The sequence below is a fragment of the Kordiimonas pumila genome (assembly GCF_015240255.1).
In the GTDB taxonomy this organism is placed as follows: domain Bacteria; phylum Pseudomonadota; class Alphaproteobacteria; order Sphingomonadales; family Kordiimonadaceae; genus Kordiimonas; species Kordiimonas pumila.
In genome coordinates, this window is record NZ_CP061205.1 from 265,587 (window position 1) to 280,964 (window position 15,378).

The following is a 15,378-nucleotide window of genomic DNA, read 5'->3' on the forward strand; positions in this document are numbered from 1 at the left end:
TAGCAATTTGCAAGAGATCCCGAACGCATTACGCGTGGGGTGCCACTTATAGGTAAAGTACCCTTTATGTAGTCCCTACTCTTACAGCCTTATCCTTCAAACGTGTGATACAGGATATAAAAGAGGCTCGCCGACAAAAGCCCTGCGATTGGTACTGTTACAATCCATGCAGCCGCAATCGTAAACATTTCACGGCGGCGTACCAATTTACGCTTTTTAATGATTCGCGCTTCTTTAAGCGTTAATGCTTTTTTCTTGCCTTTGCTATCGCGGATACTGCCCAGATATTCGCGCAGAAAACCAACACCAAACACACCGCCAATTGCAATATGGGTTGAAGAAACAGGCAAACCAAGCCAGCTTGCCGCAATCACAGTAATCGCGGCAGATAGCGCCACACAAAAAGCCCGCATCTGGTTTAGCTTCGTTATTTTTTCACCCACTGTACGGATAAGCTTGGGGCCAAAAAGTATAAGGCCAATTGAAATACCAATAGCCCCAATCACCATTACCCAGATGGGAATACCCACTTTACCACCGTCAAGTGTGGTAGCATCAATAGCGCCCACAATCGCGGCAAGCGGCCCGACTGCATTCGCCACATCGTTGGCACCGTGCGCAAAGGATAACAGCGCTGCTGAACAAATAAGAGGCATGGTAAACAGTTTCGCGACAGAACGCCGCCTGTTTTCAAGTCCGAGAGAGGCTTTTGCAACCAGCGGGCGGGTAATAACCCACGTAAGCGCAAAGCCGCCAAACGCAACCAGCCACAACATGGCGGTATCTGGCTTCCAAATATTCTTGAGGCCTTTCATAACCAGATACATAGAAAAAGCCCCAGCCATAATACCAATAAAAACAGGTACCCATGTCCGGGATGCTTCCAGCATATCCTCTTTCCAAAGGATAGATCGTTTAATGAAATAGAGGAACAAGGCGGCAATAATACCACCCAGAAGCGGCGAAATAACCCAACTCGCTGCAATGGCTGACATTTGCGACCAATCAACACTGGAGGCTCCTGCTGCCGCTATGCCAGACCCAACAACACCGCCCACAATCGAGTGTGTCGTAGAAACCGGTGCGCCGAACCATGTGGCAAGGTTAAGCCAAAGTGCCGCCGACAAAAGTGCCGCCATCATAACCCAGATAAATACCATTTGATCCGCTATTGCCGCAGGGTCAATAATGCCTTTTCGGATAGTAGATACTACATCGCCGCCTGCGATCAGGGCACCCGCTGCCTCAAATGTGGCAGCAATAATAAGGGCACCGACCATTGTAAGGGCTTTCGAGCCAACAGCGGGGCCGATATTATTTGCCACATCATTAGCACCAATATTCATGGCCATATAAGCGCCAATCATGGCCGCCCCTACAACCAGAACACCGGTTCCAGATATACCATGCATAGCCGTTGTATACAGGAGGACAGCCACCATAAACAGGAGGGCAAAACCAATGTTTGACATTGATTTACGCTGCTTTCTGGCCCCCGCCATGAAACTCTGTACTTTTTTAAGATCAACGTCGACCTTATGCGTATCCATCCCTAGCCCCTTGTTTATGTAACATTTACGCGCACTGAAACTTATGGTCCTATACCGCATGTGTCATAAAACTGAAACAGTAATGACACGAATAGATTAATAACTTCTGCAAACAAGAGAGTAAAAAAAAGGGCAGCTAACGCCGCCCTTTTCCTGATCATTATACAAACCCTAGTATTTGAACCTGAGGGTCAGGCCGTAGGTGCGCGGATCACCAACATAGGCATCTAGGCTACCACCTGGAAAGGTGGAGTTAAATGTGTCGATAACATAGAACTTATCAAACAGGTTACGGCCCCAGAACTGTAGCTGCCAACTGCCATCTTCTGCCCCAACACCGATGGAGGCATCTACAAGCGCATAAGCATCCTGAAACTGCCTTGGGTCTGCATCTGACGCCAAAGAAGCATAGCCCTGATAATAAAGCTGTCCGCGCAGGAACATTTCAAGATCATGACCGATAGGCTTCATATAGGTTGCGGTAAAGTTGCCTGAGAATTTTGGCGCTTCAGAAAGACGCGTGCCACTTAGGTCCTGCACCAGAACAATCGCTGTGCCGCCTTCCGCTTGCACAGGCGTACAATTCTCCTGTGCAACCACAGGGCATGGGCCGTTTAGGTATTCAGCGTATTCCGCCTTAAAGTTCCACAGGAACCCGGCGGTAAGTAACAGTTCTGGCGTTGCCTGAAACTTGCCGTCAAACTCAAGCCCACGAACTTTGATTTTACCCGCGTTCCCTGGAATGAAGGAACTGCCCACAAACAGGTTTTCCTGAAAATCATTGATTGTCTGATCATAAAGCGCAAAATCAAGGCTCATACGGTTATCCATAAGCCGAGCCTTTACACCTAGTTCAAAGGCATTCACCGTTTCGTTATCAAAACTGAAGCTGCCCACACGCGCTGCCGCAGAATCGAGCGCAAAACCACCGCCCTTATAACCACGGGCATAGCTTGCATAAAGATTCAGTTTCTCGCTTACATCATAGCTAACAATCAGGTTGCCAGTAATAGCACTGTCACTGATGTCACCGTCCACATCAGGCGCTGGCGGGAAGAACTGCAGCGCACCAAGCGCCAACAGAGGATTAATATCAGGGTTTGTTGCAACTGCAGATGCCTGCGCTGTGGCCTGCGGTATTACCGTACTTATAATAACATCCTGCGGTACACCATTAGCAGCTGCTTGTGCCGCAGCTGCCTGCACAGCCTGCCCCACAAAAATTTCAACAAAATCAAGTGCAGCAAATGGGTCATCAATCGTGATATCAGATACCATTGACTTTTTATCATGTGTGTAGCGCACACCAGCGGTGACTGTCAGGTCATCCGATACATGCCAGTCAACTTGGCCAAAAGCCGCATACGTTTCGTTGGTTTGGTCAAAAATACCCGCAAGCTGACCAGAGCCATTAGCAAGGAAAGTACCAGAGGGAACACCTAGACCAATTTCAAGCTGAGAAATAGCGCTAAGCCCAACGTCAGCATCAAATGTCAGCAAATCTGCAAACGGCCGGAGGGCCGCGCCTTGAACGGTTGAATTTGTGGCCTGCAAATCCTGCTTGAAATAATAGGCACCCACCATCCACTGTACAGGCTTGTCTGTTGTCGAGGCTAACCTTATTTCCTGCGTAAAGGTGTTATAGGACTGGTTCAATATACGGTGGCTATTGAGGTTCAGGTCAGAAAAGTCGGCATCAATATTCTGATATTCGTCATAGTCGCGGTATGCGGTAATGGACGTAAGGGTAAAGCTATCAAAATCATGATCAATCTGGCCAGAAAAGCCATATGTAGTTAGTTTTGCCCGTGCCTCACCGTTAATGAAAGTGGTGCGGCTTTTTAGGTCAACAGCCGTAATCTGGCTGCCCAGCAACGATAAAATAGGCTGTGTTTGCGGTGTTATTTCAAAAAATGGTGCCGCGCAGCATTCTTCATTCAGATTATTATAATCAGCAATGAGCCGCACCCGTGTGTTTTCTGATGGCTCATACAGAACCTGCCCGCGCATACCATAACGGTCTCGTTCATTCAGTTCGCGACCATCATAGTTGTCAATCACGCCGTCACGCTGGTTCCAGTTCATATCGAGCCGGACGGCCAGCTTGTCCTCTGTGATCGGCAGGTTAATGGCACCTTTTGCCACAAAAGCATCATAGTTGCCGTATGTCAGCTCACCCTCAACCCCGGTGTCATATGTAGGGGCTTTTGTAATGATGTTCACAACCCCTGCTGTAGTGTTTTTACCAAACAAGGTTGACTGCGGACCGCGCAGAACCTCTATCCGCTCAATACCGAGAAAGTCATTCACTGAGGCACCGTTGCGTGACCTATACACACCGTCAACAAACACCCCAACAGCAGGCTCTAGGCCAAAGTTGAAGGTTGAGGAGCTGATCCCACGAATGGAATAGGACGTGTTCGACGCAGACGCCCGCTGCGCAATCTGCAGGGAAGGTACCAACACTTGCAGGTCACGAATATCGCGCAGCTGTGCCAGTTCCATGGTTGAACCACCCACCGCAGATACAGCGATAGGGGTATCTTTCAGTGTTGCTTCACGCTTCTGCGCCGTTACAACAATTTCTTCAAGGGCAAAATGTTTACCTGTATCTGCTTGCGCATGGGCGGGTAATGCCGCACCCAAGGCAGCGGCACATACTGCCACTGATGCCATAAACTTTGAAGACACGTGACCATAGCTAATCTTTTTCATAGATTACTCCCCATTATGAATTCCCCATCCAGAACAGAAAATAGCGCACCACCGTTACAACTTTACAGCGTAAAAAAAGCCTTCCCGCTTTTTTGTGCCCAGTCGCTCTGTCTGGCCTTTATGAAAAAATGATGTGCTCTGCTTTTGCATACGTCAAGTCATTCTTGCTCAAATAGTCAGGATTTTTAAAATATAGTTTTACACTGTGCCCCAATGACAAAAGGCGACCAAAGCCGCCTTTTGATTGTTTAAGGATAAACCTCATATATCCTAGAAGCTGTATTTCGCTTCTACACCAAACACTCGACCCTTTTTAAGCGGTGAAAGAGTATGGCCAGGACCAAATGGCAACAGCGTTTCGCCGCCTGCATACACTTCATTCAGCAGGTTTTTACCAAACACGGTAAACTTAACACTATCGTCCATCACACCCAGCGTGATGCTGGCATCCAGCATATCAACCGCATCCAAAATAGCCGTATTGGCATCGTTATAATAAGACTGGTCTCTATGATTGAAGTTTACGCCCGCAGACAGAGAGCCCCAATCAGCAACGGGTGCAGAATAGCGCAAACCAGCGCCCCATGTGACAGGTGCAAGACGCGGCAACTGCAAGGCGGTATCGCCGTCATCAACAACCCCGTCACCGCTAATGTCATAGATGGCAGAGGTATATTTATCATCCAGCACACCAATAGACCCCGTGAATGTGAGGTTTTCATGAAGCTGAGCAATAAGTTCGGCTTCAAAGCCCATCACGCGGGCATCCGCAGTATTCCTAATAATCTGAACTACACCAGCCGTAGGGTCAGGTAGGTTAACCTCCCGCTGCAGATCATAGAGCTTGTTATAGAAAGCCGCTGCGTTCAAACGAATGGTTTTATCAGCATTATCAAGTTTCAAACCCAGTTCAAACGAGTTCTGTTTTTCCTGCCCAAACGGACCGGGAGAGGCTGTGGGTGAGGTGTTCCGCATATTATAGCCACCAGACCTGTAGCCCTGCGTAAAGAAACCATAAACTTGCATATCGTCTTTTGGTGTCCATTGCAGGCCAATTTTTGGCGACCAGCTATCCCAGCTTTCTTCATCTGCGAAATCATAGCTACAAGGGGTTGTATCAATAGCACAGCCATTGAGTGGCAAGGTTGCAATATCAGCCGCTTTTTTCTCTTTTGTATACCGCAAGCCAACGTTCAGTGTCAGTGTGTCTGACAGGTTATAGTCTACACTTGCAAAGGCTGCCTTTGTTGACTGCGATTGATCACCACCGCCAGTATAATCCGCAGCGCCAAACAGCAGAAACCGGTGTTCACGGTACACCAAGTCCTGATCAAAATAGAACAGGCCTGCAGTCAGGTCAAAGTTTTCGAATGTACCATTATAGCGTAATTCATTACTGAACTGCTCTGCTTCTGTAAGCGCATCTGAGTGAAAGAGAGCAAGCGGTGTGCCATCAATATCGCCACCACTTAAGCCCTTACTTTTACGCCAGCCCGTAATGTTGGTAATAGCCCCAGTACCTACATCTATATTTATTTCGCCGATCAACTGGTCCCATGTGTTGTCATAGTAACCAATATTGTCATAGCCAAGATCAAAGGTGGTGCGATCATATAGACCGCGGTTCTGTGTTACAGGGCCATCACCTTCAGCATCGCCGTGTTCGTAGCGTACTGTGACCTCAACATCATCAGACGCGCGCAGTGTAAAGGCAGGGCGGAAGATCAATGTTTCCGCTTTACCCACTTTCGTGCCTGTTACAAGGTTATCAAAGTAACCACCGTCGTTATTGTAATGAACAGCAAGCTTTAGTGCGAGCTTGTCTTCAATGACCGGGCCAGTAAGCGTACCGTTCAAAATAAAATTATCACCACTTTCATACGCCGCACGTGCGCGCACCTTTGTTTCAAAGCTTGGCTTGATGGTATTCATCAAAACCGCGCCACCCGTTACGTTACGACCAAACAGAAGACCTTGCGGACCGCGTAGAACCTCAACGCTTGCCAGATCAAACTGATCAAACACAACGCCAGAAATAAGGCCCAGATAAACACCATCCACAAACACACCCACTGTTGGGTCGATTGAAGGAATGGAGCTGTTTACACCAATACCGCGAATGGTGAAGTTCGCCACACCGCGTGAGGTGCCAATATCATCAAGAGATACGTTTGGCATTTTGAAAGACAGGCTTTCAAGATCGCGGAACTGTACGGCATCGAGTTGGCGTTCCCCAAAAGCGGTTACCGCAACAGGTACATCCTGCGCATTTTGTAGTGCCGATTTTTTGGTTGCTGTTACCAGTATTTCTTCGAGTAAAGCGTTACCTTGTTTATCTGTATCAGCGTCTTGTGCCACTACCGGTACGGCAAACGCTGTTGCAGCCGCTGAATAGAGCGCGAGCATGCTGCATGATTTCTTAAAAGAATAAGATGTCACTTCAAGTCTCCCCATGGTGGAGAACAGGCGCGACTTTCCCCAGTCAGCCTATCCCCAGTTGCAATTCCAACCACTGTTTAAAAAGCACAGCGGTTCCTTCCCGATATATATTGGATAGGATGAATTAAGATTCCGTCAAGGAATTGTGGGGGAGTTAGTGTAAGGAAAAAAACAGTTGTATCTATTTTACAACAGTAATGGTATCCATTATTTAGGTTCAATGATTGCTTTTATAACAAACACTTCCACCTTTCCCTTACCTAAACGGTAGTCCAGAAAAGGGGTTAGGTACGCGCTGACCAAATCCGGGTCCACGGGGCGGTCAACACTGAATTGCTGGCGCGCCAAATCTGTTAAAGCAATGGAGATATCAGAGCGGATTCTAGGAATTTGGTTATTAATGTCTTCATAGTCTTTACCATCATCAAGCTCTAGAACAAGTTGCAAGTTCGCCTGCCCCTCAACACGACCACGTTTAATGACAGCAAAATTGAACGGCTCAAGTGTGATTTTGTATTTACCCTCCGTCGGAACCTCTCCACTGTTCTCCTCTTCAGACGCAGCAGCAAAAGGCATGAAAATGCTACTCAGTAAAAAAGCAAAAATTAATAGTCCTGTCCGCACAATCATTTCCTGTCTGTTTAGTAGTGTAATCTCTAGGTGTCATATTACCAGACATCATAGCGCTAGATAGTACCATAAGATATGCTAGATAATATTAACACATGTGCTCTTTTAGGCAGTCGTCCCTGTAAAGCTGACGACCCTAAATTGCTATTTGCAACATTGTCTTTATTTGCAATTATTTTGTTGTAAATAAAGACAATGTTGCAGAGTATTTTCTCCATGCCCAACACAGTAAACCCTAAGATACTGTTATATAATAATTTTATTATTACATTTTTCTGGCACGCTCTTTGTATATATACAAGTACCTCTCGAGCAGGGGTTGCGGGAATGGGTAATTTATTTACTCGACCCCCAATCGTGCACCTGTTCCCGCGCACCTGCTCGAGAGATAAAACCGCCAGCTGGCGGTTTTTTTATGCGCGGCCCAGAACAAGTACGCAAACCCACGCCCTAAATTCAGCACTCTATTTTATTGAATTATACGAAAAAGTTAACGCTGGAAGAGCTACCCGACTGTAGCCTTGCCAAGCCCGATTGGAAATTGGCAATCTGGTTTTGTAGATACTGAGGCACTGTACCCTGCTTTGAGGAGTTATTAGACAAATCACGAAATGGATTATATTCCAATGACCGAAAAGCACGCTGAATTGTAGAGATCGCATCATCCAGCAAGCCCAGCACATACTTAGCCGTAGTTTTGTCTTTAATATGCAGTTCACCGTCAAGTTTAAGGCCGTAGACACCGCCTAAACTATCAGCTTCATCATCGTCATCACTGTTTAAATCGAAAACTTCATTTTTCGGCAGCAACTTCCCTGCTTCCAGCCCCAACCGCTCAAGCAGGTCTCTGCCTCCGGTGCCGGGCAGCAGATCAATAGCAACACCATTATCAACCGTGCTAATTTTCAGCTTGTCGCCTTCAGAGGTTGACGTGACTTCAACTTTTATTTTGCCAATGCCGGTAATTTTCAGCTTTCTTGCTATGTCATCAAAGGTATCGCCGTCTTCAAGGGTAATCTTTTTCTTGGTGCCACCATCAATGGAAATATAAAAGAAATCACCTTCACGGGCTGAGGTCTGGCTTTCAATATCCAGTGTCTGATCAGCATTGATAGCGCCCGTTGGTAGCCCCAGTGTTTCAAGAACCGAATTGCCTTTATTGGTAAAGGCAATACCAGTAACATTAGAGCGCGACAGGCTTTCACCAAACTGCTGCACATCACCCAGTGCACCGCTACTGCCATCAACACGCGCTACAAAGCCATCGGTGGCACCACGAGCAGTTTCACCCGCCAATGTTTGTGTGGTTGAACCGGCAACATAAACAACACCGTCCTGTACCACCACATCAGCAATTTTATCTGTGCCGCTGGTTGACAAATACGTCGTGAAGTTTGCCGCAATGTCCGTTGTGCCAGAAAGTGTCAAGCCACTTACAAAGCCTTCCTGCCCGCCAAGTGCAGTTTCATTTAGCGTTGCAGCACCGCCTGCATTCAGACTAGCGTTTGTTGTTACACCGGCAATATAAACCGCGCCGTTCGCATTATCGATTGTAATACTCTGGATCGACCCGCTTGTCCCAAGGTTACCAAGGTTCACACTGCTGGTATGGTTTGTCAGGTCAGAACCATCAACGCGGTAAACAACCGCATTGTCGCCTTCTTCAACCGCTACGACCAGATTGTTATTTGCATCAACTGCAATACCGCGGATCACGTCATTCCCGCTGGTACCAAAAACATTGGAATCAGTCAGCTTGCCTGTGCTGCCATTCAGTTTAAGGATCAAGGCATCGCTGCCACCGGAAAAACCGGAGGAAGAACTGATAGCTGATTTTGTATAGCCACCAACATAAATGTCATCGTTTGAATCGACCGCAACCGAATAAGCACCCGATTCAGCAAAAGTGTCCAACTGGTAGCGAAAGACCTCGTCACCGCGCTTGCTTATTTTTGTGATAAACGCATCTCCGTTTTCACTACTCACTGCGTCTGCCGTTGAAAGCGCACTTTCCGTTTTTCCAACAATGATGACATTGTCTTCACTGTCCACCGTAATGCCATAAGCTTCCGCACTCTCCGACACGCCTAACAGCCGAGAGAAAACAAGATTGCCCTCGCTATCAAACTTGGTCAGAAAAACATCCTGCTCGCTTGCGGTGTTAATTTGGTGGCCAAAAGTACCATCAGACGTACCAACCACATAAATACCGCCGTCGCTGGTCACGGCAATACGCGAGGCAGACGTATCAGCGTTCACCTTATAGTCACTGTCTATATTGGTGATCGAGGATGTATTGTCGGTATCCTCTTCGTCATCATCGTCGTCGTCATCAGTTACAGATTCCAGTGCCTCGGCCCTAAATTTGTCACGCAGGGCAGCAATCGCCGGGTCAACATCGTCTTCTTCAATATCTTTTGTGCGTTCCTTGATATCAGTTCCCTCAAGGTCAATCGCTGCAAAAGATGTTGTATCGTCAAGTGTGAGCGTACCGCTCAGGTTATTAAATTCTGAAATGCGGCTGGTAATGGCATAATCATCGTCAAGCTGGCTCACAGATGATGTCACATAAAGCGTGGGTTCACTAACGGCCGCTGCAAAAGAAACCTCTTCCGTGATAGTGCCGTCTACCTGCAAACCGTATCTGCCAGATGTACCATCCCGGTGAATATCAAACCGGGTCTGATACTTGACATATTCTTCGCCTTCGTCGTCAAGTGCAGTGACAGATTCAATCTGCTCGTTGATATGGGCCACAATATTATTCAAGGAAAGCGCGCCTGAAAGTGTACTGAGGTCAACCGTCACCTCGTCAGACTCGCCGCCTTTTTCAAGCGTAATAGTGAACACCTCAGTGCCCGTTAGCCCTGCTATAGCCTCATTAGGGTTATCAACCACCAGCGAACCATCAAACCCGGTACCGTTTTTACCAGTTCTAACTGCGGCTTCGGTGGTATATTTCTTTTCCCCCAAAAACAGCGATAGCTTATCCAGCTCAGCCGTAGAAATATAATCCCTAACCTGATCAAACCCCTCTTGAAACTTGGCATTCAGTCGGTCGAGGGAAGATTTGGACGTTGTATCAGCAGAAGCATACTCAGCAAGGACGCGCAGGTTTTCAAGCGCGCGGTACAATGCAAATGTAGCGGTTTTATCTGAATTTCCTTTAACAGAGTTCAAGATATCATCATTCAGGTCTATGAATTTTGTAAGTTCTCGCACTGAACGCACACGCGCTTCAAGTGACGATGTTTCTTCCGCCTGCTGCCACGGCGGCACAACTGTATTGGCGTTCAGATCAATGCTATAGGCTGCCCGGTCTTCTGCCGACAAACTCCGCAGGGATGACTGGGTTAGTTTTGCACTTACAGAAGCTGAAATCAGGGAACTGTCAAAGCCAATAATTTGGGTCCGGGAAGACTGCTGGCCCGCAACCCCAAAAAGGCTAGAAAAACTGACTGATGTCCCAAAAAAAGCCATAACCTGTTTTCATTGCTTTCGCGTTTAAGCGGCAAATTATGCCTACTCGGCAATATTTACCAGTTTTATAGCCAATCCTAGGCCAAACGACTCGCGTACATAGGCAACATTTGCCGTTTCCTTGAATTTAGCCACACTATTTCCTACATCAAATGCAAGTAGCATGCTAAGTAAAGGATACTTAGCTTCAGGGAGAAAGAAAGCGATGGTTGCTGTTTTTTGGCTTATAAATACGGTACTTGATCTATTTAAATTCGTGCTGATTGCCTATGTGATATTAAGCTGGCTGGTGGCCTTTAATATCCTGAATACACATCAGCAATTTGTAAGATCTATCATGAATTTTCTCAGCAGCCTTGTAGAGCCTGCGGTGCGGCCCATCAGGCGCATTATTCCCCCTATAAACGGTGTTGATTTGTCTGTTCTAGCATTGTTTTTGCTCATCGCGTTTGTGCAGATTTTAATTAACACATCAATCGCGCCTCTGTTTTTCTAGGCAGGGCTAAGGCCGCCGTGCTGAAATCGCATGAAAATGGGGTTATTCTTTCTATTAAGTTAACCCCAAAGGCCTCTAAAAACGCCCTTGTTAGAATTGGCCTTGATCAAGACAATCACAAGGTGCTCTATGCATCCGTTACTGCTGTGCCTGAAAAAGGCAAAGCAAATACAGCCCTCATAAAGCTGCTGTCAAAAGAGCTGGGGCAACCCAAATCAGCTTTCCAGCTTATAAGCGGCGAACTATCACGGCGTAAAACAGTGCTCATCTTGGGTGAAAGCGACGCCCTTACAGCATCGCTGCGGGCCTCTATTACCGCGCTTCAGTTGCCAGAAAAATAACCCCGCTTGATAGCGCCCCACATTGCGCTACATTTTTGTCATAACTTTGATAAGGGGGTGATACCATGCCAGATAAACTGATTTTTATACCTGTTCTCGTGCAGGTTATGCTCACGCTTTATATTTACATCAGGATCAGTATAGCCAAAACAGCCGCGTACAAAGCCGGGCTGGTCAACCCTAGCCGACGCGCTCTTTATGATGATGCCTGGCCTGAGAATGTTATCCAGCTTAATAACAACCTTAGAAACCAGTTTGAACTACCGGTTTTGTTTTATCTGCTGGTACTAGTGTTATGGCTTTTGAATGCAATTGATATTTTCGCCCACATTACAGCATGGCTTTTTGTAACAAGCCGGTTTGTGCATGCATATGTGCACACTGGCACAAACTATGTGCCACTCCGGCGCAAAGTTTTTATTTATGGCACTTTAATGGTTATGGTCCTTGTGGTTTTAACCTTAAAGGCCATAGTCTTATAAACGGCCTTATTTTACCTGATACCGACCAGAAACCGGGTTGCCGCCAGTAGTTTTTCATCCTATAGCGGGGGCTAGGATTGAGCATGAAACAGGATATCCCATGACCGCACGCATTATTGATGGAAAAGCCTTTGCAGAAAAGGTTCGCGCCCATGTCGCTGAAGATGTGCTAGCCGTTAAATCAAAATACGGCATAACACCCGGTCTTGCCGTTGTCATTGTAGGGGAAGACCCTGCAAGCCAAGTATATGTCCGCAGTAAAGTGAAGCAAACAGCCGAAGCTGGCATGAACAGTTTTCACTTTGAAATGCCCTCTGACACCCCTGAGGCTGCTCTTATCGCGAAGGTACAGGAACTAAACGCTGACCCCCGCGTGAACGGTATCCTCGTACAGTTACCATTACCAAAACACATGAACGAAGCGACCGTCATTGAAACCATTGTGCCTGAAAAAGATGTGGATGGCTTTCATGTCATCAACACAGGGCTGCTGGCAATTGGTGACAAAAAAGCCATGGTGCCCTGCACGCCGCTTGGTTGCCTGATGATGCTACAGGAAACACTCGGCGATCTTTCCGGCAAAAAGGCCGTGGTTGTTGGCCGGTCAAACATTGTTGGCAAGCCCATGGCGCAACTTCTGCTTAATGCGAATTGCACAGTGACCATCGCCCACAGCCGCACAGCAGACCTCAAGGCAGAAGTTATGGCTGCTGATATTGTGGTTGCCGCCGTTGGCAGGCCAGAGATGGTCCCCGGTAGCTGGCTAAAAAAAGGCGCAACTGTGATTGATGTGGGCATTAACCGCATCCCGGCCCCTGAACTGGGCGAGGGTAAAAACCGGCTGGTCGGGGATGTTGATTTTGCAAGCGCGGCAGAGGTTGCAGGCGCCATCACACCAGTGCCCGGCGGCGTTGGCCCCATGACAATTGCCTGCCTTCTAAGAAACACAGTAACCGCAACATGCCGGCAAAACCGTATAGACCTTTAAAATTCTTGTGTTAGGCTGCCCCCAATCGACATGTAACAGGATAGCCTTTTTATGTATGAAGCTTACGTAACCGCCTTTATTGCGCTTTTTGTAATCATTGATCCCGTGGGGATGGCCCCTATTTTTGCCGGGCTTACACAAGGCGCACCTGTTTCCTATCAACGTAAAATGGCGATTAAGGGCACCATTGTTGCCACCATCATTCTGGCGTTCTTTGCCCTTGTAGGTAAGGGCTTTCTTGAAACATTGGGCATTTCCATGAGCGCCCTTCGGGTTGCAGGCGGCCTTATGCTGTTTGTGATTGCCCTTGAAATGGTGTTCGACAAACGCACCCCGCGCAAGGAAGAAGCCGCCCACAAGCTTGACGAAATTTTTGATGATATTTCTGTCTTCCCACTGGCTATGCCCATGCTTGCAGGGCCGGGTGCTATTGCCACCACCATGCTGCTGATGAGCCGCCAAACAGGCCATATCGAAATGCAGGGCGCGATCCTCGCCGCACTGCTAACCGTGATGATTATTACACTGGTCGTGTTTTTTCTGGCGGGCGGCATTATGCGTATTGTTGGCCCCACGGTGAATGCCGTTATCACCCGCGTTCTTGGTGTCATTCTGGCGGCACTTGCCGCACAGTATGTGCTAGACGGGCTGAAAGTAGCGTTTCTAGGCCACGTTTAACATACTCTCAGTATTAGCCTTTTCTGGGGTCAGTTTCTACCATCGCTGGCTTTTGGCATACTGTTTCATACCATGTAGCAAGTTTTGGCGCAGCTTGCTGCCAGTTAATATCTGGTTGGCGGAAGCATACATAATCAAGCGCGCAGGCAAGGCCAATGGTGCCAAACTGCCAGCTATCAAGGTCCTCCATAAAGGTTGCCTCTGTATAGGCCGCGCTGCGCAATATTGCAGTTTCCCAGCGCCCCATCCAGAAGTCTGATGGTGCCCCGTCCGGGCGGCGTGTTTCCATTGTTTTAGCAACAGCCGCATCCATAAGGCCGTCTGCCACAGCCTCAATCTGGCGCTGGCGGAAATAAGCGGGGCCAGACTGCTCTGCACCCGCAAGCCCCAGAAAATATTCCACAATCACCGGGCTATCAAAAATAACTTGCCCGTTATCCAGTTGCAGCGCTGGCACTTTAGCAAGCGGGTTAATGGTATGGAGCGTGCTGCCCGCCTCGAGAGAGCTACCAAGCACCAGCGTAATCTGGTCGCCGTAACCAAGGCTTTTTGCGGTTAACAGCACTTTGCGGGAATAAGGCGATGTAATGGAATAATAAAGCTTCATCATATCTCTCGTTTATTAAGCACCGGCATTTGGCAAAAGCGCGTGCAATGCCAAAAGAACTAGCGCAATTGTCAGCACCGAAAAGCAGGTGGAAACCAGCACAGTTGTGGCAGCGCGGCGGGCGCCCACCCCGTAACGGTTAGCAAAACTATAGGCGATCATCCCGGTTGGCAAACACGCAAACAGCGTAGCAACCGCCACCCACAAGTCGGGCAAGTGCATAGCATAGCGGGTGAATACAAACACAATAAACGGCAAAAACACCAGCTTGAGGGTAACCGCCACCATTGAATGGGTATGGTTGCCCGCAATCTCAACATTTGCGAGCGTCAGGCCCACAGCAAACAGCCCAACAGGTGATGCCGCCATGGCAGGCAGTGCCAAAACCTTGTCGAGCCAATCGGGGAATGGCAGCGCAAGCGCCGACCAGAGAAGCGCTGTGAAAAGCGCCAGCAATATAGGGTTTTGCCGAATACTGGCAAAAGTACGGCTCCACATGCCGGGGCCGTCCTCGGTTTTTGAGGCCCCTTCAACAATCATGGTGGTAATGGGAATAAGGGTTAGGCTGTGAAAGCCAAGCAGCATCAGCAGCAAGCGCACACCTTCATGACCATACGCCCCTTCAACAAGCGGGATACCAAGAAAGGCACCGTTCGCAAAACAGGTGGCAATAGAGAACACAGCACCTTCCGCAACCGTAAAACCAAACAGCCACCGGCCAGAGAAATAGGCAATCGCATAGACAATATAAAGGCTGAAATAATAGCCTGCCACAAACAGCATTTCGCTCGCATGTGGCAGTTCTTTGGAGGCCATAGCCCGGAACATAAGCGCCGGAATAGCCACATTCCACACAAAGGCAACAAGCGTGTCTGACGCATTTTCAGGAAACAGCTTGGTTTTACCAAGGCCAAACCCCAAAAGCATGATCAGGAAAACAGGGGCTATGATTGTGAATATCTCTGCCACGCT

12 protein-coding genes are annotated in these 15,378 nt (G+C 48.0%); 5 read left to right on the plus strand and 7 right to left on the minus strand.

The genetic code is table 11. The features are described 5' to 3' along the window. Positions 1 to 89 precede the first annotated feature (89 nt). From ICL80_RS01040 to ICL80_RS01060, 5 genes are all read right to left on the minus strand, one after another. On the minus strand, positions 90 to 1,550 hold the full coding sequence (locus ICL80_RS01040; RefSeq protein WP_194214292.1) for an inorganic phosphate transporter: 1,461 nt from the start codon (positions 1,548 to 1,550) through the stop codon (positions 90 to 92). A gap of 171 nt (positions 1,551 to 1,721) precedes the next feature. Further along, the gene (locus ICL80_RS01045; protein WP_194214293.1) at positions 1,722 to 4,265 is read right to left on the minus strand and encodes a TonB-dependent receptor; all 2,544 of its coding nucleotides are present in this window, start codon (positions 4,263 to 4,265) and stop codon (positions 1,722 to 1,724) included. Between the two features lie 270 nt (positions 4,266 to 4,535). After that, positions 4,536 to 6,704, minus strand: a complete 2,169-nt coding sequence (locus ICL80_RS01050; RefSeq protein WP_228073719.1) for a TonB-dependent receptor — start codon at positions 6,702 to 6,704, stop codon at positions 4,536 to 4,538. Positions 6,705 to 6,911: 207 nt separating this feature from the next. Next, positions 6,912 to 7,328: a hypothetical protein gene (locus ICL80_RS01055; RefSeq protein ID WP_194214294.1), complete on the minus strand. Its 417-nt coding sequence runs from the start codon at positions 7,326 to 7,328 to the stop codon at positions 6,912 to 6,914. Positions 7,329 to 7,811: 483 nt separating this feature from the next. Continuing rightward, positions 7,812 to 10,814, minus strand: coding sequence for an NHL repeat-containing protein (locus ICL80_RS01060; RefSeq protein WP_194214295.1), 3,003 nt, complete (start codon positions 10,812 to 10,814; stop codon positions 7,812 to 7,814). A 205-nt stretch (positions 10,815 to 11,019) separates the two neighbouring features. Here ICL80_RS01060 and ICL80_RS01065 point away from each other — a divergent pair, with 205 nt between their 5' ends. The 5 genes from ICL80_RS01065 (at position 11,020) to ICL80_RS01085 (ending at position 13,799) form a co-directional block, all read left to right on the plus strand. Then, positions 11,020 to 11,310: a YggT family protein gene (locus tag ICL80_RS01065; protein ID WP_194214296.1), complete on the plus strand. Its 291-nt coding sequence runs from the start codon at positions 11,020 to 11,022 to the stop codon at positions 11,308 to 11,310. A 17-nt stretch (positions 11,311 to 11,327) separates the two neighbouring features. Next, complete coding sequence (locus ICL80_RS01070) at positions 11,328 to 11,651, plus strand: DUF167 domain-containing protein (protein ID WP_194214297.1); 324 nt, start codon at positions 11,328 to 11,330, stop codon at positions 11,649 to 11,651. Positions 11,652 to 11,716: 65 nt separating this feature from the next. Further along, positions 11,717 to 12,133 (plus strand): MAPEG family protein, encoded by a 417-nt coding sequence (locus tag ICL80_RS01075; protein ID WP_194214298.1) that lies wholly within the window; start codon positions 11,717 to 11,719, stop codon positions 12,131 to 12,133. 100 nt (positions 12,134 to 12,233) lie between these two features. After that, positions 12,234 to 13,121 carry a bifunctional methylenetetrahydrofolate dehydrogenase/methenyltetrahydrofolate cyclohydrolase FolD gene (folD, locus tag ICL80_RS01080; protein WP_194214299.1) on the plus strand — a complete coding sequence of 296 codons (888 nt, stop codon included), beginning with the start codon at positions 12,234 to 12,236 and terminating at the stop codon, positions 13,119 to 13,121. Between the two features lie 51 nt (positions 13,122 to 13,172). Beyond that, positions 13,173 to 13,799 carry a MarC family protein gene (locus ICL80_RS01085; RefSeq protein WP_194214300.1) on the plus strand — a complete coding sequence of 209 codons (627 nt, stop codon included), beginning with the start codon at positions 13,173 to 13,175 and terminating at the stop codon, positions 13,797 to 13,799. 13 nt (positions 13,800 to 13,812) lie between these two features. Here ICL80_RS01085 and ICL80_RS01090 read toward each other — a convergent pair whose 3' ends face one another. Both ICL80_RS01090 and ICL80_RS01095 read right to left on the minus strand, forming a co-directional pair. Beyond that, positions 13,813 to 14,409, minus strand: coding sequence for a glutathione S-transferase N-terminal domain-containing protein (locus ICL80_RS01090; protein WP_194214301.1), 597 nt, complete (start codon positions 14,407 to 14,409; stop codon positions 13,813 to 13,815). Positions 14,410 to 14,421: 12 nt separating this feature from the next. Further along, a complete protein-coding gene (locus tag ICL80_RS01095; protein WP_194214302.1) occupies positions 14,422 to 15,375 on the minus strand; it encodes an AEC family transporter in 954 nt (317 codons plus the stop codon). Between the last annotated feature and the right edge of the window lie 3 nt (positions 15,376 to 15,378).

Coding starts and splice junctions, on each gene's coding strand:
- ICL80_RS01040 (WP_194214292.1), bottom strand. CDS start 1,550: ATGGATACGCATAAGGTCGACGTTGATCTTAAAAAAGTACAGAGTTTC.
- ICL80_RS01045 (WP_194214293.1), bottom strand. CDS start 4,265: ATGAAAAAGATTAGCTATGGTCACGTGTCTTCAAAGTTTATGGCATCA.
- ICL80_RS01060 (WP_194214295.1), bottom strand. CDS start 10,814: ATGGCTTTTTTTGGGACATCAGTCAGTTTTTCTAGCCTTTTTGGGGTT.
- ICL80_RS01065 (WP_194214296.1), top strand. CDS start 11,020: ATGGTTGCTGTTTTTTGGCTTATAAATACGGTACTTGATCTATTTAAA.
- ICL80_RS01075 (WP_194214298.1), top strand. CDS start 11,717: ATGCCAGATAAACTGATTTTTATACCTGTTCTCGTGCAGGTTATGCTC.
- folD (WP_194214299.1), top strand. CDS start 12,234: ATGACCGCACGCATTATTGATGGAAAAGCCTTTGCAGAAAAGGTTCGC.
- ICL80_RS01085 (WP_194214300.1), top strand. CDS start 13,173: ATGTATGAAGCTTACGTAACCGCCTTTATTGCGCTTTTTGTAATCATT.
- ICL80_RS01090 (WP_194214301.1), bottom strand. CDS start 14,409: ATGATGAAGCTTTATTATTCCATTACATCGCCTTATTCCCGCAAAGTG.